The organism is Streptomyces sp. WAC04114 (genome assembly GCF_019733245.1).
GTDB lineage: Bacteria > Actinomycetota > Actinomycetes > Streptomycetales > Streptomycetaceae > Streptomyces > Streptomyces massasporeus_A.
Genome location: NZ_JAIGQA010000158.1, coordinates 1 through 19153 on the forward strand (window position 1 = coordinate 1; position 19153 = coordinate 19153).

The window sequence follows — 19153 nt, forward strand, 5'->3', positions numbered from 1 at the left end:
CGGCTGGGGCGGGCGGGGCATGACCGCGGCCTCGGAGTGGCCGCCGCAGCCGTAGGCGAGGGAGACCAGGCGGCCGTCGGCCGGGGAGAACTCGTTGGCGCAGGCGCCGAAGGCCTGGCCGAGGGAGCCGCCGATGGGGACGAGGAAGCCGCAGCTGACGCAGGGGGCGGGGGCCGCCTGGGCCATGGGCGTCTTGGGGCCGAACGCCTCCTCCCAGCGGTCGGCCGCGGCATGCAGGCCGTAGCGGGACAGGACGCGGGCCCGGCGCATGCCCAGTTCCTCGGCGACGGCCGGGATCGAACCGCGGGAGGGGGTGCCGGCGAAACCGGACGGCGTGCCCGTGGTGAGGTCCGCGTCCTCGGACTCCACCAGGTCGGCCATCTCGTGTGACACGGGCGACTTCGGCGCCGGCTCGTCCTCACCCGAGTAGCCCGGCTCCAGCCGCAGATCCTCGGCGTCGGTGGGCAGCAGGTCGCCCGGCCCCATGTCGCCGGGCCGCAGCCGCTCACTCCACGGCACCCACTCGGGCGCCAGCACCGCGTCCGGGCCGGGCAGCAGCGCGGCCTCGTCCACCGTGACGATCTTCGCCCGGGACGCCCGGGCCACCGTCACGGCCCAGCGCCAGCCCCGGTATCCGAGTTCCAGGCACTGGAAGAAGTGCGTGACGACGCGGTCCCCCTCGGAGACCACCCCCACGTGCTCGCCGACGATGCCCGGCGCGGCGGCCTCCTCGGCTGCGGCGCGTGCGAGGTCGACGGCCTCGGCGCACAGACGGTCAGGGGTGCGGCTTCGCGTTGTCGCTGCGCTCACAGGTATCGCTTCTCTCCATACGCCGTCTCACGAGTGCGCCACTCCCAGCGCGGGGGCGGACGGAGCGGACCGGGGGACCGCGTCGACATCCTTCATCCATTTTGCGGGATGGCTGAGATACGCACGCTACCCTTCCGCCCCACTTCGCGTACACCGACGGTCCTGTTGCACCGCCCACCCGGCCCGGACCGCCACCCCGGACAGTCACCCCACAGGCCCTATACAAGCGGTAATGGCACTACCCACGGCCTTATCGGGGCACTATGACGTCGTGGCAGCCGCGAAGACACCCCCGGGCGCCACCGGGACCGGTGGGTCGAAAGGGGTCAAGGGAAGCAGCCGACTGAACGGACCGGGCCGTCTGGGCGGCTCCTTCCGTGCGGTCGGCCGTGCCCTGCACCTCCCCGTGACCGGCACGGCCCGCGGCATCCGCAAGGCCACCCACGCGCACGGCGCCGGCGAGTCCGGCCTCGGCAAGCTGATCGAACTGCACGGTGTGAACGGCGCCGGAGACATGATGATCACCGTCGCCCTCGCGTCGACCGTGTTCTTCTCCGTGCCGACCGACGAGGCCCGGGGCCGGGTCGCGCTGTACCTCGCCATCACCATGGCGCCCTTCACCCTCCTCGCGCCGGTGGTCGGCCCCCTCCTCGACCGCGTCCCGCACGGCCGCCGCGCGGCGATGGCCTGCGCGATGCTCGCCCGGGCGCTGCTCGCGATCGTCCTGTCGAGCGCGGTCGTCACCGGCGGCCTGGAGCTGTATCCGGCCGCGCTGGGCGTCCTGGTGTCCTCGAAGGCGTACGGCGTGGTCAGAAGCGCCGTCGTGCCCCGGCTGCTGCCGCCCGGCTTCTCCCTGGTGAAGGCCAACTCGCGCGTCACCCTCGGCGGGCTCCTCGCCACCGGCATCGCCGCGCCGGTCGGCGCCGGGCTCCAGCAGATCGGACCGCGCTGGCCCCTCATCGGCGCCTTCGTGCTCTTCGTAGCGGGAACGTTCCTGTCGTTCAGGCTGCCGCCGAAGGTCGACTCCGCCAAGGGCGAGGACCGTGCCCTGCTGGCGGCGGACGAGCAGCACCTGCACGGCCCGCACCGGCAGCCCGTCAAGCGCCCCGGGCTGCGCACGGTCGGCCCGGCCGTCACCCACGCCCTGGCCGCCAACGCCGCCATCCGCTGTCTGACCGGGTTCCTGATCTTCTTCCTGGCGTTCCTGCTGCGCGAGCACCCGGTCTCCGGCCAGAGCGCCGCCGTGTCGCTGGGGATAGTGGGCGTGTCGGCGGGCGTGGGGAACGCGCTCGGTACGGCCGTAGGGGCGTGGCTGCGGTCCCGGGCGCCGGAGATCATCATCGTGACGGTGGTGGCGTGCGTGGCGGGTGCGGCGATCCTGGCAGCGGCGTTCTTCGGCGCGGTGCTGGTGGCCGCTCTGGCGGCGATCGCCGGGTTCGCGCAGGCCCTGGCCAAGCTGTCGCTGGACGCGCTGATCCAGCGGGACGTGCCCGAGAGCGTTCGCACGTCGGCCTTCGCCCGTTCGGAGACGCTGCTGCAGATGTCCTGGGTGCTGGGCGGGGCGATCGGCATCGCGATGCCGCTCAACGGCACGGCCGGGCTGGCGGTGGGCGCCGCGATCGTCGGCGTGGGGTGGCTGACGACCGTGCGGGGGCTGATCGGCTCGGCGCGGCGCGGGGGCTCGGGGCGGGCGCGTGTCGCGTAGGGCCCGCCTGATCGATCCCCGGTAGAGCCCGCCCGATCGATCCCGGGTAGAGCCCGCCCGATCGATCCCCGGTAGAGCCCGCCCGATCGATCCCGGGTAGAGCCCGCCCGATCGATCCCCGGTAGGGCCCTTCTGATGGATCTCCGGGGGAGCCGTACCCCGCGTGGGCGGTGCGACCCGTGTGCCCTATAGCCTTCGCCCATGAACACGTTGCAATCCGTTGTGCGACGCCGCCGCGCCGTCGCCGTCGCCGGCGTCGTATCCGCCGGACTGCTCGTCCTGTCGGCCTGTGACAAGCCGACGCCGATCGCCACGGTCACCGTGGGCAGCGACTCGGTGAACTCCGAGGCCACCTGCGGCGGCGAGGGCGACGCCCTGAAGCCGTCCGACCTCGCCGGGTGCCTGAAGGACAAGGGCATCAAGAGCATCTCCGTCGACCCCGACGAGACGGTGCGCTTCGGCGTCGATCCCGAGATCGCCGACAACGGCTGGACGATCCTGATGAACGGTCAGCCGCTGACCGACTCCAGCACGAAGACCTACCGCACGATTCCGGGCAGCGTGTTCTTCAACGCCCAGTACGGCGCGCAGGGCAACTCGACGCTGGTCTCCATCAAGGAAGGCGACAAGGACACCTCCGGGCTCTGGAACTTCAAGCTCAAGAAGGACGCCTGATCGCTGCCGCTGGGCTCGGCCGGGTTCTGGTGGCCACGGCTGTCTCTGTGGAGAGGGACGCTGTGGCTGCGGGCCTGGGGGTGCCCCCGGGGTCCGATGAAGCGGTACTCGGCGCCGCCGGGCGTTCGTTCGATGTGATCGCCGTCGGCGTGGGACCCGCGTTCGCCGCCGCCTCCACCGCCTCCGCCCTCACCGCCGCCGCCCTGCGGGGCACGCCCTACGGTCTGGTCGTGTCGGCCGGGATCGGGGGCGGGTTCCAGCCCGGGGCGCCCCTGGGGTCGCTCGTCGTCGCCGACGACATCGTCGCGGCCGATCTGGGGGCCGAGACCGAGGACGGGTTCCTTCCGGTGACCGAGCTCGGGTTCGGGACCGTCAGGCACGAGCCCCCGGCGGATCTGGTCCGGCGGGCCGCCGAGAGCACCGGGGCGAGGACCGGGGCCGTGCTCACCGTGTCGACCGTGACCGGGACGGCCGTCCGGGCCGCCGCGCTGCGGGAGCGGCATCCCACCGCCCTCGCCGAGGCCATGGAGGGTTTCGGCGTCGCCGTGGCCGCCGCCGCGCAGGGGGTGCCCGTGCTGGAGATCCGAGCGATCTCCAATCCCGTCGGGCCGCGCGACCGCGCCGCATGGCGGATCGGCGACGCTCTGGCAGCCTTGACCGAGGGGTTCGGGAAGCTCGCGCCCGTACTGGAGGGTTGGAACCGGCATGACAGTTGAGCTGCAGATCGCCTACTCGCCCTGCCCGAACGACACGTTCGTCTTCGACGCCCTCGCCCACGACCGCGTCCCCGGCGCTCCCGCCCTCGATGTGACCTTCGCCGACATCGACATCACCAACGGCATGGCCGAGCGCGGCGAGTTCGACGTGCTGAAGGTGTCGTACGCGGTGCTGCCCTACGTCCTCGACGACTACGCCCTGCTGCCCTGCGGGGGCGCGCTGGGGCGGGGCTGCGGGCCGCTGGTGCTGACGCGGGAGGCGGACGTCGACCTCACCGGGCGGACCGTCGCGGTGCCCAGTGAGAAGTCCACCGCCTATCTGCTGTTCCGGCTGTGGGCCGCGGACACGCTGGAGGGCGGGGTCGGCGAGATCGTCGTCATGCCGTTCCACGAGATCATGCCGGCCGTGCGGGACGGCAAGGTCGACGCGGGGCTCGTGATCCACGAGGCGCGCTTCACGTACCGGAACTACGGGCTGCACAAGCTCGCGGACATGGGCGAGCACTGGGAGCACACCACGGGGCTGCCGATCCCGCTGGGCGCGATCATCGCCAAGCGGTCGCTGGGCGAGCAGAAGCTGCGGCTGCTGGCCGACTCGATCCGCACGTCCGTGCGCGCCGCCTGGGACGATCCCGAGGCGTCCCGGCCGTACGTCATGGAGCACGCCCAGGAGATGGACCCGGCCGTCGCCGACCAGCACATCGGTCTGTACGTCAACGAGTTCACCGCGGACCTCGGCGAGGACGGCTACGCGGCCGTACGCGGGCTGCTGACACGCGCGGCGGCCGAGGGACTCGTACCGCCCCTCGGCCCGGACGCGCTGCGCTTTCCCTGAGGTCTCAGACGTCCAGCTGGTCGGCGACCGCGCGGAGCAGGCCGGCGATCTTCTTGCCGGCGGTCTTCTCGGGGTAGCGGCCGCGCTCCAGCATCGGCGTGATGTTCTCCAGGAGGGTCGTCAGGTCCTGGACGATGGAGGCCAGCTCGTCCGGCTTCTTCCGGGTCGCGGCGGCGACGGACGGGGTCGGGTCCAGGATCGTCAGGGACAGGGCCTGGTCGCCGCGCTGCCCGGCGACGACGCCGAACTCCACGCGCTGACCCGGCTTGAGCGTCTCGACTCCGGCGGGGAGGACCGAGGAATGGACGAAGACGTCACCGCCGTCGTCGCGGGAGAGAAAGCCGAAGCCCTTCTCGCTGTTGAACCACTTGACCTTGCCGGTAGGCACGTCTGTCCTCGTCCTCGTACTCGTCGGAAAACTGCTTCTGAAAACGGCTCTTGATAGCACTTGGGCGGGTCGTACGGACCCGCCGGTACCCAGGCTAATGCTCTTGCAGCCGGTGACAAGACGTCACCCGGTTGTTCCTTCGCGCTGGGAACTACCCTGGTCGGGTGCGTGACAAAACCCAAACGAATTCCGCCGCTCCCGGTGACCGCCTGGTCCGTGCCGGAGCCGTCGTCTTCTTCATCGGTGCCCTGGCCACACTGGTCACGGTCGCCCCGCTGTTCCTCGGGACGACTCCCTTTCCGACGTACATGTTCGGATTGAGCATGCTCATGGCCGTCGGATTCCTGATGGCCGGTGCGGGAGTACTGCGTTCCGTGGCGGCGGGCCGCCGTCAGGCGCGCGCGGGACGGTAGTCCGAAAGCCACCGCGGGAATTCGGTCAGATCGGTGAGGACGACGTCGGCGCCCGCCGCGCGCAGTTCCTCTTCCGGGCAGGGGCCGGTGGCCACGGCGACCGAGAGCGCCCCGGCGGTCCGGGCGCCGCGGACGTCTCCGACGTGGTCGCCGACGTAGACGCCCGCGTCGTGCTCCCGCAGGGCCTGCGCCTTCTGCTCGGCCCACAGGTCGCCGATGACGGCGTCGGGCTCCATTCCCAGGTGGGCGAGGTGCAGCTTGGCGTTGGGCTCGTACTTGGCGGTGACGACCAGCGCGCGTCCGCCGGCCTCCCGTACGGCCGCGATGGCCTCCCGGGCGCCGGTCATCGCCGGGGTCTCGGTGATGGCGATGGCCGGATACATCTCCCGGTACAGGTCCGCCATGGCCGCGACCTCCTCGGCCGGGAACCAGTTGATCAGCTCCTCGGCCAGCGGCGGCCCGAGCCGCGTGACCGCCAGGTCGGCGTCGATGTACGTCCCCGTGCGCTCGGACAGCGCCCGGTAGCAGGCGCGGATGCCGGGCCGGGAGTCGATGAGGGTCATGTCGAGGTCGAAGCCGACGGTGAGCGCGGGCGGGGTCATGAAGGCCATATGGGCCATTGTGCCCAGCCGGTGTGAACGCCAGGCGTCCGGCTGTGGGGCTCTAGGTCGTGTCCGCAAAGTCCCGCCTGCCCCCCCGGGCGGACGACGGGACTTTGCTGACACGACCTAGCGCGAGCGCTGTGAACGCCACACCAGGAACAGGGCCGACGCCACCGCCGCGCCCCTGACCACCCACGGCCAGGTCTCCGCCACCGCGGCGTTCATGTGGCCCTCGGCGATCGGGTCGCCCCAGCGGCCGTTCATCCGCCCCCACAGCCAGACCAGGCCCCCCACCACGGAGAGGCTCGGCAGGATGACGACCGCCCACTTCGTCTCGGCCTGGGTGAGGCGGCGGGAGGCGTAGGCGATGAGCCAGCCGAGCAGGAGGACGAACCAGTTGCCGAGCACGGCACCGGCGACGAGGAGGCCCGCGGCGATCAGAAGGAGCGGGTTGCTCCAGTTCGTGCCGGCCAGGCGCGGGAGCCGACGGCCGCCCTTCTCGGTCACCTCGGCCGTTTCGACGACCGGGGCGGTCTCCTCGGCGTCCGGCTTCTCCTTCTCCGGCTTGCGCGGCGCCGGCGGCTTCAGCAGGTCCGGCACCTCCACGCCGCCCACGAACCCCGGCACCTCGTCGCCCACGCCGAAGGGGCTGCTGTCCACCCGCCACCAGTCCGGCTGGAGCGCACTGTCGCCGAGCTCGTGCCCGGCGGCCAGGTGCGGCGGGGCCGGGCCGTCGGAGGGCGCGGGATGCGGCTCCTCGACGGACCGGGCCGGCCGGGGACGCGGCACGACGCGCCGCATGACGCCCTTCGCCCGCTCCTCCGGCTCGGCCTCGCGCTGCACGGGGACGGAGGCGGGGGCGGCGCCGCGCGGCTCTGCGCCCGTACCGTCCGCCGCCGCGGTCACGACGTCGTCGGGGCTGCCCAGGCGGGACAGGATGCGGCGGACGGCGGCGGGCGAGTCGACGGTGGCCTTCGCACGGCGCTTGTCGATCTCGTTGCGCAGGTCCGCGACCAGACGCATACGGGTGGCCGACGACAACTGCCGCTGCTGGGCCACGTCGCCGACGCGGCTCAGATACTCGTAAACGACCTGGTCGCTCTCAATCCCCACGAAGTCCCCTCCGGGGCGGGTGCGTTGCGTGACGCCGTCGCACGACGGTACCGCGAGTGCCCACGAAGCGGCCAAAACCCCGTCCCGCGTACGGGGGCGAGGCGGCGCACAGTCCACCCGGGCCGGGGAGGCGACCCGCTACCGTGGACCGGATGAGCACCGAGGACAGGCCCCCGGCCCCCCGCTCCCTCGCGGAAGCGCTCCGTGCGCGGGGCGACGCTTCGCTGGGCGCGCTCCTGCGCAGCCGCCCGGATCTCATCACGCCCGTCCCCACCGACCTCACCCAGCTCGCGACCCGGGCCGGCACCCGCGCCTCGGTCGTGCGGGCCCTGGAGCGGCTGGACCGGTTCGCGCTCCAGACGGCGGAGGCGCTGGCCGTGGCGGCGGACCCGGCGACATACGGCGAACTGCTCGGGCTCATGGCCGGGGACGACGCCGACCCTGCCGTCGTCGCCGCGCTGCCGCACGCCCTGAACGGCTTGCGCGAGCAGGCCCTGGTGTGGGGCGACGACGACCGGCTGCGGCTGGTGCGCACGGCGCGTGAACTGCTGGCGCCCTCGCCGCAGCACCCCTCGCCGACCGGGCTCGGCCCGACGGTCCAGGAGGCCACCGCCGGGATGTCACCGGGGCGGATCCAGGAGATCGTCACCGCCGCCGGACTGGCCTCGACGCACGACTCGGTCTCCGCGGTGAGCGCCCTGGCCGGGCTGTTCACGGACCGGGCGCGGATGGCAGCGCTGCTCGCCGCCGCCCCGCCCGACTCCCTCGACGTGCTGGAACGCCTGGTGTGGGGGCCGCCGTACGGGCAGGTCACCGCCGATCCGGCGCCCCGGCTGCGCTGGCTGCTGGACCGCGGGCTGCTGCTGCCGACGGCGCCCGGGACGGTCGTCCTGCCGCGCGAGGTCGCCCTGCATCTGCGGCGGGGCCTGGCGCACCGGGCGCCCGAGCCCGTGCCGCCGGTCGTGGAGACGGCGGCCGTTCACCGTCCACAGGTTGTGGACAGCGCGGCGGCCGGGCAGGCGTACACCGCGCTCGCGACCGTCGAGGAGCTGCTGAAGGACTGGGACGAGGGCGGGCCCGCGGTGCTGCGGGCCGGTGGGCTCAGCGTGCGCGACCTGAAGCGGACCGCCGTCGCGCTCGACGTGCCGGAGCCGGTCGCCGCGTTCTGGGTGGAGCTGGCGTACGCCGCGGGCCTGATCGCCTCGGACGGCGAGGCCGACGAGCGGTACGCGGCGACCCCGGCGTACGACGAGTGGCTGGAACTGCCCGCCGCCGAGCGCTGGTCGCGGCTGGTCACGGCCTGGCTCGCGGCGACCCGCACGGCCGGTCTGGTGGGCGGGCGGGACGCGAAGGACCGTACGTTGTCGGCGCTCGGGCCGGGCCTGGACCGCTCGGCCGCGCCCGAGGTGCGGCACCGGGTGCTGGCGCTGCTGGCCGGGCTGCCGGAGGGCGCCGCGCCCGCCGCCGCCTCGGTGCTGGCCCGGCTGCGTTGGGAGCGGCCTCTGCGCGGCGACCGGCGCGAGGACGATCTGCGCGGCCGGCTCGCCGAGTGGGCGCTGTCCGAGGCGGAGCTGCTGGGCGTCACGGGCCGGGGCGCGCTGTCGGCGCAGGGCCGGGCCCTGCTGGGCGCGCCCGCGGCTCCCGCGCCGGTCCCGGACGCGGAACCCACCGGACCGGGGGACAAACTGCCCGTCCACCACCATCACCGCGCCGCCCCGCTCACCGCCCTCTCCCCCGCCGAACAGGCCGTGGCCTCCGCCGCCGCGGCCCGGCTGCTGGCGCCACTGCTGCCCGAGCCGCTGGACCACGTGCTGCTCCAGGCCGACCTGACGGCGGTGGCGCCCGGCCCCCTGCAACGGCCGCTCGCGGACATGCTGGGCGTGCTGGCCGACGTCGAGTCCAAGGGCGGGGCGACCGTCTACCGGTTCACGCCCGGCTCGGTGCGACGGGCCCTGGACGCCGGGCAGGCCGCCTCCGACCTGCACGCCTTCCTCACCGCGCACTCCCGCACGCCGGTGCCGCAGCCGCTCGCCTACCTGATCGACGACGTGGCCCGGCGGCACGGGCACCTCCGGGTCGGGGCGGCCTCGGCGTACGTGCGCTGCGACGACGACGCGGTGCTCAGCGAGATCCTCGCCGACAAGCGGGCCGCCGGGCTGGGGCTGCGCCGGCTCGCCCCGACCGTGCTGGCCGCACAGACCGACCCCGCCGGACTCCTGGAGGGCCTGCGGGCGATGGGGTTCGCGCCGGCCGCCGAGTCCGCCGAGGGCGATGTGCTGATCACCCGCGCCCTGGCCCACCGCACCCCGCCGCGCACCGCGCCCGAGCCGGTGCCGGACGGCCCGCCGGTCCCCGACGACACCCTCCTCGCGGCCGCGCTGCGCGCCATCCGGGCCGGCGACCTCGCCTCCACCACCCCCCGCAAGCCCGGCACGGCTCCGGCGGCCAACGGCGAGCTGCCCCGCACCGGTGCCGCCGAGACCCTCGCGACCATGCAGGCCGCCGTCCTCACCGGCGAGGCCCTGTGGATCGGCTATGTCAACGCCGAGGGCGCCGCCAGCCAGCGGGTCATCGCCCCGATCCGCGTCGAGGGCGGCTTCGTCACGGCGTACGACCACACCGCGGACGAGGTCCGTACGTATCCGCTGCACCGGATCACCGGGGTCGCGGAGCTGGCGGACGACGCGGGCTGACCGCAGCTCGCGGGCCGTCACCCGTTCGGGTGCAGGCGGGCGTTCATGCACGCCACGCCGGGGATTTCCCACGCTCGGGCGACCTTCCCGGGCGTGCCGCATCACGGCGGGCGCGCGAGGGCAGCCACCGGGTGTCCTGTGAGCACCGCCGAAAGGAAGTCCGCGCATGCGCGCTGTCCGCCGAGTCGCCGCCGTCCTCGCCGCCGCCGCCCTGATGACGTTCGGGGGGCTCGCCACCCCGGCCTCCGCGGTGAACATCGACGTCGCCGGTCTCGTCCTCGAGACACCGCAGATCTGATCCGCTCCCGTGCACCCATCGGGTCGGCCCAGGCGTCCCCGGGCCGGCTCGCGGTGCGGTGGCCGCCGTCCCCTGATGTCCGTCTCTGAAAGGCCCTGCCGTCCCCATGCGTGAGAACCTGCCCGCCGCCGCTCTCTGTGCCGTCGCGCTCGTGGGGGCGCTCGCGCCCTCGGCCGCCGCGGCCCCCGCGCTGCCACTCCCCCTGCCGGTCGCTGCCGTGGAGCCGCTGGTCACCGAGGGGGTCACGATCGAAGGGCCGCTGGTCCAGAACGTCAGTCTGCCCACGCTGAAGTAGCCCGGCGCGTCCGGTAGCTGTCGCCGTCCAGCCGCACGATGTCGGCGTGATGGGCGAGCCGGTCCGTCAGCGCCGGGGCGGACGGGCCGAAGACCTCGTCCCAGCGGCCGAGCGGCCGGTCGCCGGTCACGATCAGCGAGGCCCGCTCGTAGCGGTGGGCCACGAGCTGGAAGAACAGGCCCGCGGTCGCCGGGTCGAAAGGCGTGTAGCCGACCTCGTCGACGATCAGGAGGGGGTGATCGTCGAGCGCGGTCAGCTCCGCGTCGAGCCGGCCGGCGGCCCGGGCGTCCGCAAGCCGGGCGGCCCACTCGGCGGCGGTCGCGAACAGCACCCGGTGCCCGGCCTGGCAGGCACGAACGCCCAGGGCGACGGCCAGGTGGGTCTTGCCGGTGCCGGGCGGGCCGACGAGGACGACGTTGCGCCGGGCGGTGACGAAGTCCGCCTTGCCGAGCCGCGCCACGGCCTCCCGGTCGAAGCCCCGGGGATGCTGCTCGTCGAAGTCCTCCAGCAGCTTGCGCGCGGGGAATCCGGCGGCGCGGATCCGGGCCTCGGCGTCGGCGTCCGGGTCGGGCTGACGTGGGAGGGCGGCGGTGACCGGCGGCGCCTCGGGTTCCGGGTTCACCTGATGCCGGTCTTCGTGGTCGCCACCCCGTGGACGCTCGACCTGCGTGTGAGCGGGCCGGCTGTGGCCGGCCTGGGCGACCATCGGGCCCGACATGTAGGCGAGGATCGCCGCCGAGGCGATGAACGCCATGTGGATCACCGTCCCCCACAGCAGGGCGTGCCGGGAGGTGTGGTGGACGTCCACGAACATCTGGAGCAGGTGCACGGAGGAGATGCCCACGATCGCCGTGGCGAGCTTGACCTTCAGTACGTTGGAATTGACGTGTGAGAGCCATTCGGGCTGGTCACGGTGGCCCTGGAGGCCGATGCGCGAGACGAAGGTCTCGTAGCCGCCGACGATCACCATGATCAGCAGGTTGGCGATCATGACGACGTCGACCAGCTTGAGCACCGCGAGCATCACGTACGTCTCGGTGGCGTGCCCGCTCACGCACATCAGGATTAAGGTCCACAGCTCCTTGAAGAACTTGTAGACGTAGACGCCCTGGGCCGCCACCAGCCCGAAGTACAACGGGGCCTGGAGCCAGCGGGTGGCGAACAGGGCGTATCCGAGCGTGGTGGTCGTCGGGTTCTGCACCCTCGCCATTCTTCGGGACCGCGATGGAAAAACTGAATTCACACCACACGTTGGGATGAATAGGCATTCAGTACGACCGGACGCGCAGATCACACCACCCGACCCGGTCGATCAGGCACACTGGACGTTTGGCCGAGGCGTCGCGCTGTCGAGCCGTCCGAGTCCTCCGGCCACAGAAAGGGTGCCGCGCGTGAATGGTCCGCTGATCGTCCAGTCCGACAAGACCCTGCTCCTGGAAGTCGACCACGAGCAGGCCGACGACTGCCGCCGGTCCATCGCCCCGTTCGCCGAACTGGAGCGGGCGCCGGAGCACATCCACACCTACCGCGTGACCCCGCTGGGCCTGTGGAACGCCCGCGCGGCCGGCCACGACGCCGAGCAGGTCGTGGACGCGCTCGTGCAGTACAGCCGCTACCCCGTGCCCCACGCGCTGCTCGTCGACATCGCCGAGACGATGGACCGCTACGGCCGTCTCACCCTGTCCAAGCACCCGGCGCACGGGCTGGTGCTGACCACCACCGACCGCCCGGTGCTGGAGGAGATCCTCCGGTCGAAGCGGATCACGCCCCTGGTCGGCGCCCGCATCGACCCGGACACGGTCGCCGTGCACCCCTCCGAGCGCGGGCAGATCAAGCAGACGCTGCTGAAGCTGGGCTGGCCGGCCGAGGACCTCGCCGGGTACGTCGACGGCGAGGCCCACGAGATCGAGCTGGCCGAGGACGGCTGGGCGCTCCGGCCGTACCAGAAGCAGGCCGTGGAGAACTTCTGGCACGGCGGCTCGGGCGTCGTCGTCCTGCCCTGCGGCGCCGGGAAGACGCTGGTCGGGGCCGGGTCGATGGCCCAGGCGAAGTCGACCACCCTCATCCTCGTCACGAACACCGTCTCGGCGCGGCAGTGGAAGCACGAGCTGGTGAAGCGGACCTCGCTCACCGAGGAGGAGATCGGCGAGTACAGCGGGACGAAGAAGGAGATCCGGCCCGTCACGATCGCCACGTACCAGGTGCTGACGACCCGGCGGAAGGGCGTCTACCCGCACCTGGAGCTGTTCGACTCGCGGGACTGGGGGCTGATCGTCTACGACGAGGTGCACCTGCTGCCCGCGCCGGTCTTCAAGTTCACCGCCGACCTCCAGGCGCGGCGGCGGCTCGGCCTGACCGCCACGCTGGTGCGGGAGGACGGCCGGGAGTCGGACGTGTTCTCCCTGATCGGCCCCAAGCGGTTCGACGCGCCGTGGAAGGAGATCGAGGCGCAGGGCTACATCGCGCCCGCCGACTGCGTGGAGGTCCGGGTCAATCTGACGGAGTCCGAGCGGCTCGCGTACGCCACGGCCGAGACCGAGGAGAAGTACCGCTTCTGCGCCACGACCGCGACGAAGCGGAAGGTCACGGAGGCGATCGTCCGCCGCTTCGCCGGGCAGCAGATCCTCGTGATCGGGCAGTACATCGACCAGCTCGATGAGCTCGGGGAGCATCTGGGCGCGCCCGTGATCAAGGGCGAGACGTCGAACGCGCAGCGGGAGAAGCTTTTCGACGCCTTCCGGGAGGGCGAGATCAGCGTGCTCGTCGTGTCCAAGGTCGCGAACTTCTCGATCGACCTGCCGGAGGCGACGGTCGCCGTCCAGGTCTCGGGCACCTTCGGCTCCCGGCAGGAGGAGGCCCAGCGCCTCGGCCGGGTCCTGCGGCCCAAGGCCGACGGCCACCAGGCGCACTTCTACTCGGTGGTCGCCCGGGACACGATCGACCAGGACTTCGCCGCCCACCGCCAGCGGTTCCTGGCGGAGCAGGGATACGCGTACCGGATCATGGACGCGGACGAGCTGCTGGCGGAGAGCTGAGGAGGCCGGCCGGACCGCTCACTTGCGGCGGACCACGCCGACTTCCTCTCCGTACTGACCGAGGACGACCACGTCGAAGGCGGCGCCCAGGAAGACCTTGACGGCGCGCAGAGCGTCGCCGAGGCGGTGACGGTGGCTGCCGGCCACGGCGGTGGCGCCGGGCGGGCGGCCCGGTGCCGGGGCGGGGTGGATGGTTGCTGCGCTCATGTCTCCATGGTGCGTTTTCGCCCGTAAAGCCTGCGTCGGTCTCCGGACTGAACTTTCCGACGGCCCTCGTAGGCCCGCGGGGCGAGCCTTCCCCCTAGGGGGAGGGTTCGCCCCGGGGCTTTCAGCTCCTACTTGCGCTTGCGGATCCGGGTCGCGCCGAGGATGACGAAAGCCAGGACGGCGATCCCGAACAACAGCCAGAGCGGAACACCGTCGAGTCCTTTGTAGGCCAGTACCGTCGCATCAGTGCTTGATCGCACAAGTCCTCCCTCGTGGGACAAGCGGGCAGCGGCGTGAAAACCCGTTCGCGGCGGCCGCCCCCGCTCCTCTAAAATCTCCGCTCCTGCCCGCCTCCCTCGCCGGAGTGCCGCCGACCGGACGGAAACCGGCCGGCACCCCACCGTCGTCACCTCAGCAGGTACCCCTCGGAGGCACTCCCTTGTCCACGCCCGTCGACGACCCGCTCGCGCGTGAGCGCTCCCACCTCGCCGCGTCCCGTTCCGCCCTGCGTGCCATGCGCGAGGACGTCGAGGCCCTCGACATCACCGACGTCACCGCGAACTGGGTCAACGCCGAGGTGCTGGCCCGGCAGATCGAGGAGCGCATCAAGGCGCTCGCGGACCTCAGCGACACCCCGCTGTTCTTCGGCCGGCTCGACTACCTGCACGCGCCGGGCGCCGAGCAGGCCGAGGGCGCGGACGGGGAGCGCCCGCAGCCGGAGGCTGCTTATCAAACACTGCATATCGGGCGCCGGCACGTGCACGACCACGACGGCGACCCCATGGTCATCGACTGGCGCGCGCCGGTCTCGCAGCCGTTCTACCGGGCCTCCAAGAAGGACCCGATGGACATCGCGCTGCGCCGCCGCTTCGGCTACACCCGCGGCGACATCACGGCGTACGAGGACGAGCACCTGTCGGACCCGGCCGAGGCGTCCCGGACCAGCAAACTGCTCCAGCAGGAGATCGAGCGGCCGCGCGTCGGCCCGATGCGGGACATCGTCGCGACGATCCAGCCCGAGCAGGACGAGATCGTCCGCTCCGGCCTGTCCGGCACGGTGTGCGTGCAAGGGGGCCCGGGCACCGGGAAGACCGCCGTCGGCCTGCACCGGGTCGCCTACCTCCTCTACGCCCACCGCGAGCGGCTCGCCCGCACCGGCACCCTGGTCATCGGGCCGAACCGGTCCTTCCTGCACTACATCGAGCAAGTGCTGCCGGCCCTCGGCGAGTTGACCGTGCAGCAGGCGACCGTCGACGACCTCGTCGCGCACGTCGAGATCAAGGGCACGGACGACGCGACGGCCGCCGTCATCAAGGGAGACGCCCGGCTGGCACGGGTGCTGCGCCGTGCCCTCTACGCGCACGTCACGATGCCCACCGAGCCGGTCGTGGTCGTGCGCGGCTCCCGCCACTGGCGGATCCCGGCGTACGAACTGGAGGAACTCGTCCGCGAGTTGCTCGACCGCGACATCCGCTACGGCGCCGCCCGCGAGGCCCTGCCGCAGCGCATCGCGCACGCCGTGCTGGTGCAGATGGAACGCTCGGGTGAGGCGCCGGACGACCGGGTGCAGGACGCGGTGGCCCGCAACAGCGCGGTCAAGGCGGCGGTGAAGGCGGTCTGGCCGGCGGTCGACCCGGCGAAGCTGGTGCTGCGGCTGCTGTCGGACGCGGAGTTCCTCGCCGTCCACGCCGAGGGGATCCTCGACGAGGACGAGCAGAAGGCGATCCTCTGGGCGAAGCCGGCGCGCAGCGTGAAGTCGGCCAAGTGGTCGGCGGCGGACGCCGTGCTGATCGACGAGGCCACGGATCTGATCCAGCGCACGCACTCCCTCGGACACGTCGTCCTCGACGAGGCGCAGGACCTCTCCCCCATGCAGTACCGGGCGGTCGGCCGCCGCTGCACCACCGGCAGCGCGACCGTCCTCGGCGACCTGGCGCAGGGCACGACACCGTGGGCGACCCGGGGCTGGCAGGAGGCGCTGACGCACCTGGGCAAGCCGGAGGCGCTGGTGGAGGAGCTGACGGCCGGTTTCCGCGTCCCGACGGACGTCATCACCTACGCCTCCCGGCTGCTCCCGCACATCGCCCCGGGCCTCACTCCGGTGGTGTCGATCCGCGAGAACCCGGGCCACTTCGAGGTGCGGCCGGTCTCCGGCCCGAAGGACGTGGTCGAGGCCTGCCGCGAGCTGCTGCGCCACGAGGGCTCGACGGGCCTCATCGCGGCGGACGCCCGCGTCCCGGAGCTGGCCGGGGCGCTCGAGGAGGCCGGGATCCCGTACCTCGGCCCCGGCGAGGAGACGACCATGGACACCCGTCTGACCCTGGTCCCGGCGTCCCTCGCGAAGGGCCTGGAGTACGACTACGTGGTCCTGGACGAGCCCCGGGCCGTAGTCGACGGTGAGCCGGACGAACGGACGGGGCTGCGGCGGCTGTACGTGGCGCTGACGCGAGCGGTATCGGGTCTGATCGTCACGCACACGGCCGGGCTGCCGCCGCAGCTGGCATGACCGCTCAGGTCGCGACGTAGCCCCCGTCGGCGGCGAGCACCGCGCCGGTGATGTAGCCGGCCTTGTCGGAAGCCAGGAACGCCACGGCCTCGGCGATCTCCTCGGGCTCGCCGGCGCGGGCGAGCGGCGTGTTCCGGCTGAACTCGTCGAACATCTCGCCCACCGTTTCGACGGCCATGTCGGTGCGGATCGGGCCGGGCGCCACGGAGTTGACGCGCACGCCCGCCGCGCCGAACTCGACGGCCCACGACCGGGTCAGCGCGTCCATCGCGGCCTTGGTGGCGTTGTAGGCGGAGCCGAACGGGGTACCGATCTGCCCGGCGACCGACGACACGTTGACGATCGCGCCCTTCCCCTTCGCCACCATGGCCGGCACGAGCGCGGCTGTCAGGAAGTAGGTCGCACGGACATTGACGTCGAACACCCGCTCGTAGCTGTCGAGCGGCTGCTCGGGGGTCGCCGAGAAGGGGAAGATGCCGGCGTTGTTCACGAGCACGTCCACCTCGCCGACCTCCTCGGCGAGCCTGCGGACGTCGTCGATGTTCGCGACGTCCGCGACGACGAAGTGGCCCGTGCCGCCCGCCCGTTCGATCAGCTCGACGGTCTCCTTGCCGAGCTCGGCCCTGCGCCCGGTCACATAGACGGTGGCTCCCGCCTCCGCGAGCTTGACCGCGATCGCGCGGCCGATGCCCGACGTGGCGCCGGTGACGAGTGCCTTCTTGTCCTGAAGTTCCTTGGTTGTCATGTCTGCCAACTTGGCCGCGCCGGATCGTCAGAGCATAATTTCCGCATATACCGCCTGGTCAGGCACCACCTGGTCGGGTACGGCCCGGTCAGGCACGGCATGGTCAGATGGTGAGGAAGCCGCCGCGTGCAGCCTGAAGCAGAGGCGCACGAACTGCGGCAGCCGATAGCGGCCGAGTACGAGCGGCTCGATCAGATGCACGTCCGCGAGGGATTCCAGCACCAGCTCGATCTCGCCGGGGTCGGCCCCGGACATCTCCGCCGCCTTGTGACTGTCGATCACCTCGGCGTCCTGGCGCGCGAAGCACGCGAGCATGTGCCGTTCCGGATCGCTCAGCTGCTTCTCGGCCTCGATCAACGGGGCCAGCATCGCGGCGCAGTCGGGCGGGACCACGTTGGTGAGCCTGCTGGCCCGCTCGATCTGGAGCAGCACCATCTCGATCGTCCAGTGCGGACGCGAGCTGAGCCTGCCGCCGATCACCCTGATCGGGTGCGGCAGTCGCGAGAGGCGTTCCAGCAGCACCTCGGCCTGCTCGGACTCCGCGTTCGCGCGTACCGGGCCGAGGACCTTGCGGAAGAACTCCCGCGCCTCCCGCACGGTCAGCCCGGCGATCTCCAGCCAGGTCACCCCCGGCAGCTCGTTCAGCCGGCGGACGCTCGTGAGGATCATCGCCGAGCCGGGCGTGGCGAGATCGCGTACGGCCGCCGGGTCCCGCACGTCGTCGACCACGACGAGGAAACGCCTGCCGCGCGCCTTCTCCCGCCACAGTGCGGCTCTGTCGCCGACGGGGTTCTCCACGCCGACCGCACGCAACAGCTCGCCCACGACGTCCCCGCCCCTGACGAAGATCTGCCCGTCCGGGAAGCGGCCCTTGACGAGGTGGCCGATCCGGGTGGCCAGCGCGGTCTTGCCGCTGCCCCGCATACCGGTGATGCCCACGGTGCCCGGCAGCGTCCTCAGAGCCTGCGCGATCTCCTCGGCGCGGCCGGTGAAGTCGGTCAGATCCGGCAGCAGCTGCTCCGGCCTGCGCGGCGGGGTGAGTTCGCCGTTGAGGATCCGCGCGTGGACCTCGCGCAGCTCGGGCCCTGGTTCGAGGCCGAGCTCCTCGTTGAGGAGGGCGCGCGCCCGGTGGAAGTGGTCAAGTGCTTCGCCCTGCCTGCCCTCCAGGTAGAGCGCCCGCATCAGGAGAGCGCGCGGTCGTTCCCTGAGCGGGAAGGCGGCGACGTGCTTCTGCAGCTCCAGCACGTCGAGTTCACGTTCGAGGCAGTCCTCCCGCGCCTTGAGCCGGTGGTCGCCGAGCCGCACCCGTTGCGCGTCGAAGTAGGCACTCTGGAGGCCTTCCAAGGGCTCTCCGCGGCAATCGTCGACGATCTCCGCGCGGACCGTGTACCCCCCGTCCCTGGACTTCAGGTTCAGCTCCGGAAGCCTCTTGCGGATCTTGTACACGTACGTTCGCAACGCCATCACCGCGCTCGGCGTCGGGTCGTCCCAGACCATGTCGATCAACGAGTCGTTGCTCAGCCGGACGCCGTTGTTCAGCAGCAGCGCCGCCAGCACTGCCCGCTGCTGGCGCGGCCCCAGTTCGACCTCCTCTTCGTCGCGCCAGGCTCGTACCGGACCCATCAGTGAGAAGCGCAGGCTCATGCAATGGCACAACGCACGGACACGGCCCCTGCTTCCGCGTGCAGAGGCGACGTGGAGAAACGCGGGACGGCGAACTGCCTTCGCCCGTAGGGGTCATGGCAGTTCAGACGGTGTCCAGGGCGGCCCTCCACCGTGCGACGGCATCCGCCGACACCGGCGCCTCCCAGCCCTCGGGCCGGGCCGCTCCGCCGATGTGGAAGCCGTCGACCCCGGCCGTCAGCAGCGTCGGCACGTGGTCGAGCCGGAGCCCGCCCCCCACCAGGAGATGCTGCTCGTACCCCGGCTGTCCCTGCCGGGCCGCCTCCGCGAGCAGCACGGGCAACCCCTCATCAACCCCGCCCGAAGCCCCGGCCGTCAGATATGTGTCCAACCCCGGCATCCCGTCCAGCTGCTTGCGCAGGGCATCCCGGTCCGCGGCCCGGTCGATCGCCCGGTGGAAGGTCCAGTGGCACCCGTCCAGCACCCCCACCACC

General features: G+C 72.4%; 19 protein-coding genes and 1 pseudogene. 10 read left to right on the top strand and 10 right to left on the bottom strand.

The annotated features are described in order from the left end of the window. A partial coding sequence (locus K4G64_RS30425) for a DUF3027 domain-containing protein (protein WP_221759157.1) occupies nt 1-810 on the bottom strand: 810 nt, incomplete at its 3' end. Nucleotides 811-1081: 271 nt separating this feature from the next. Here K4G64_RS30425 and K4G64_RS30430 point away from each other — a divergent pair. From K4G64_RS30430 to K4G64_RS30445, 4 genes are all read left to right on the top strand, one after another. Beyond that, nucleotides 1082-2515, top strand: coding sequence for an MFS transporter (locus K4G64_RS30430; protein ID WP_221759158.1), 1434 nt, complete (start codon nt 1082-1084; stop codon nt 2513-2515). Between the two features lie 201 nt (nt 2516-2716). After that, a complete protein-coding gene (locus tag K4G64_RS30435; RefSeq protein WP_221759159.1) occupies nt 2717-3190 on the top strand; it encodes a DUF2771 domain-containing protein in 474 nt (157 codons plus the stop codon). Next, nucleotides 3160-3906: a futalosine hydrolase gene (locus K4G64_RS30440; protein ID WP_221759171.1), complete on the top strand. Its 747-nt coding sequence runs from the start codon at nt 3160-3162 to the stop codon at nt 3904-3906. Before K4G64_RS30435 ends, K4G64_RS30440 begins: the two co-directional genes overlap by 31 nt. Further along, nucleotides 3896-4741 carry a 1,4-dihydroxy-6-naphthoate synthase gene (locus K4G64_RS30445; RefSeq protein ID WP_221759160.1) on the top strand — a complete coding sequence of 282 codons (846 nt, stop codon included), beginning with the start codon at nt 3896-3898 and terminating at the stop codon, nt 4739-4741. The genes K4G64_RS30440 and K4G64_RS30445 overlap by 11 nt, the downstream gene beginning before the upstream one ends. A gap of 4 nt (nt 4742-4745) precedes the next feature. Here K4G64_RS30445 and K4G64_RS41170 read toward each other — a convergent pair whose 3' ends face one another. Next, nucleotides 4746-5129, bottom strand: a complete 384-nt coding sequence (locus K4G64_RS41170; RefSeq protein WP_010035896.1) for a cold-shock protein — start codon at nt 5127-5129, stop codon at nt 4746-4748. A gap of 164 nt (nt 5130-5293) precedes the next feature. On the opposite strand from K4G64_RS41170, the gene K4G64_RS30455 reads away from it, so the two are divergent. Then, the gene (locus K4G64_RS30455; RefSeq protein ID WP_031110609.1) at nt 5294-5542 is read left to right on the top strand and encodes a hypothetical protein; all 249 of its coding nucleotides are present in this window, start codon (nt 5294-5296) and stop codon (nt 5540-5542) included. Here the strand turns inward: K4G64_RS30455 and K4G64_RS30460 are convergent. Both K4G64_RS30460 and K4G64_RS30465 read right to left on the bottom strand, forming a co-directional pair. Next, nucleotides 5521-6153, bottom strand: a complete 633-nt coding sequence (locus tag K4G64_RS30460) for an HAD family hydrolase (RefSeq protein WP_221759161.1) — start codon at nt 6151-6153, stop codon at nt 5521-5523. The genes K4G64_RS30455 and K4G64_RS30460 overlap by 22 nt on opposite strands. 117 nt (nt 6154-6270) lie before the next feature. Beyond that, the gene (locus tag K4G64_RS30465) at nt 6271-7257 is read right to left on the bottom strand and encodes a hypothetical protein (RefSeq protein WP_221759162.1); all 987 of its coding nucleotides are present in this window, start codon (nt 7255-7257) and stop codon (nt 6271-6273) included. Nucleotides 7258-7409: 152 nt separating this feature from the next. On the opposite strand from K4G64_RS30465, the gene K4G64_RS30470 reads away from it, so the two are divergent. The 3 genes from K4G64_RS30470 to K4G64_RS30475 all read left to right on the top strand — a co-directional run bounded on the left by K4G64_RS30470 (nt 7410) and on the right by K4G64_RS30475 (nt 10543). Then, nucleotides 7410-9950 carry a helicase C-terminal domain-containing protein gene (locus K4G64_RS30470; RefSeq protein ID WP_221759163.1) on the top strand — a complete coding sequence of 847 codons (2541 nt, stop codon included), beginning with the start codon at nt 7410-7412 and terminating at the stop codon, nt 9948-9950. A 166-nt stretch (nt 9951-10116) separates the two neighbouring features. Next, entirely contained in the window at nt 10117-10248 is a 132-nt protein-coding gene (locus tag K4G64_RS40625; protein ID WP_260461182.1) for a hypothetical protein, read from the top strand. Nucleotides 10249-10354: 106 nt separating this feature from the next. Next, a complete protein-coding gene (locus K4G64_RS30475; RefSeq protein ID WP_221759164.1) occupies nt 10355-10543 on the top strand; it encodes a hypothetical protein in 189 nt (62 codons plus the stop codon). On the opposite strand, the gene istB is transcribed toward K4G64_RS30475, so the two are convergent. Beyond that, entirely contained in the window at nt 10521-11753 is a 1233-nt protein-coding gene (gene istB, locus K4G64_RS30480) for an IS21-like element helper ATPase IstB (protein WP_221759165.1), read from the bottom strand. The genes K4G64_RS30475 and istB overlap by 23 nt on opposite strands. 181 nt (nt 11754-11934) lie before the next feature. Between istB and K4G64_RS30485 the strand changes: the two genes are divergently transcribed. Next, nucleotides 11935-13578, top strand: coding sequence for a DNA repair helicase XPB (locus K4G64_RS30485; protein ID WP_221759166.1), 1644 nt, complete (start codon nt 11935-11937; stop codon nt 13576-13578). An 18-nt stretch (nt 13579-13596) separates the two neighbouring features. Here the strand turns inward: K4G64_RS30485 and K4G64_RS30490 are convergent, their stop codons facing one another. Together K4G64_RS30490 and K4G64_RS40630 are read right to left on the bottom strand one after the other, a co-directional pair. Further along, nucleotides 13597-13785, bottom strand: coding sequence for a hypothetical protein (locus tag K4G64_RS30490; RefSeq protein ID WP_221759167.1), 189 nt, complete (start codon nt 13783-13785; stop codon nt 13597-13599). 128 nt (nt 13786-13913) lie between these two features. Beyond that, nucleotides 13914-14045 (bottom strand): hypothetical protein, encoded by a 132-nt coding sequence (locus K4G64_RS40630; RefSeq protein WP_260461183.1) that lies wholly within the window; start codon nt 14043-14045, stop codon nt 13914-13916. 179 nt (nt 14046-14224) lie between these two features. Here K4G64_RS40630 and K4G64_RS30495 point away from each other — a divergent pair, with 179 nt between their 5' ends. Further along, a complete protein-coding gene (locus tag K4G64_RS30495) occupies nt 14225-16291 on the top strand; it encodes a UvrD-helicase domain-containing protein (protein ID WP_221759168.1) in 2067 nt (688 codons plus the stop codon). Between the two features lie 4 nt (nt 16292-16295). Here the strand turns inward: K4G64_RS30495 and K4G64_RS30500 are convergent, their stop codons facing one another. The 3 genes and pseudogenes from K4G64_RS30500 to K4G64_RS30510 all read right to left on the bottom strand — a co-directional run. Beyond that, nucleotides 16296-17036, bottom strand: a complete 741-nt coding sequence (locus K4G64_RS30500; RefSeq protein WP_221759169.1) for an SDR family NAD(P)-dependent oxidoreductase — start codon at nt 17034-17036, stop codon at nt 16296-16298. 27 nt (nt 17037-17063) lie between these two features. Further along, on the bottom strand, nt 17064-18659 hold the full coding sequence (locus K4G64_RS30505) for a BTAD domain-containing putative transcriptional regulator (RefSeq protein WP_221759170.1): 1596 nt from the start codon (nt 18657-18659) through the stop codon (nt 17064-17066). A gap of 124 nt (nt 18660-18783) precedes the next feature. Next, nucleotides 18784-19153 (bottom strand): annotated as a pseudogene (locus K4G64_RS30510) (copper homeostasis protein CutC); the annotation flags it as partial.

Excerpts from the sequence above, each read along its gene's own strand:
- K4G64_RS30490 (WP_221759167.1), bottom strand. The coding sequence starts at position 13,785 with ATGAGCGCAGCAACCATCCACCCCGCCCCGGCACCGGGCCGCCCGCCC.
- K4G64_RS30500 (WP_221759169.1), bottom strand. The coding sequence starts at position 17,036 with ATGACAACCAAGGAACTTCAGGACAAGAAGGCACTCGTCACCGGCGCC.
- K4G64_RS40625 (WP_260461182.1), top strand. The coding sequence starts at position 10,117 with ATGCGCGCTGTCCGCCGAGTCGCCGCCGTCCTCGCCGCCGCCGCCCTG.
- istB (WP_221759165.1), bottom strand. The coding sequence starts at position 11,753 with ATGGCGAGGGTGCAGAACCCGACGACCACCACGCTCGGATACGCCCTG.
- K4G64_RS30475 (WP_221759164.1), top strand. The coding sequence starts at position 10,355 with ATGCGTGAGAACCTGCCCGCCGCCGCTCTCTGTGCCGTCGCGCTCGTG.
- K4G64_RS30435 (WP_221759159.1), top strand. The coding sequence starts at position 2,717 with ATGAACACGTTGCAATCCGTTGTGCGACGCCGCCGCGCCGTCGCCGTC.
- K4G64_RS30445 (WP_221759160.1), top strand. The coding sequence starts at position 3,896 with ATGACAGTTGAGCTGCAGATCGCCTACTCGCCCTGCCCGAACGACACG.
- K4G64_RS30505 (WP_221759170.1), bottom strand. The coding sequence starts at position 18,659 with ATGGGTCCGGTACGAGCCTGGCGCGACGAAGAGGAGGTCGAACTGGGG.
- K4G64_RS30460 (WP_221759161.1), bottom strand. The coding sequence starts at position 6,153 with ATGGCCTTCATGACCCCGCCCGCGCTCACCGTCGGCTTCGACCTCGAC.
- K4G64_RS30470 (WP_221759163.1), top strand. The coding sequence starts at position 7,410 with ATGAGCACCGAGGACAGGCCCCCGGCCCCCCGCTCCCTCGCGGAAGCG.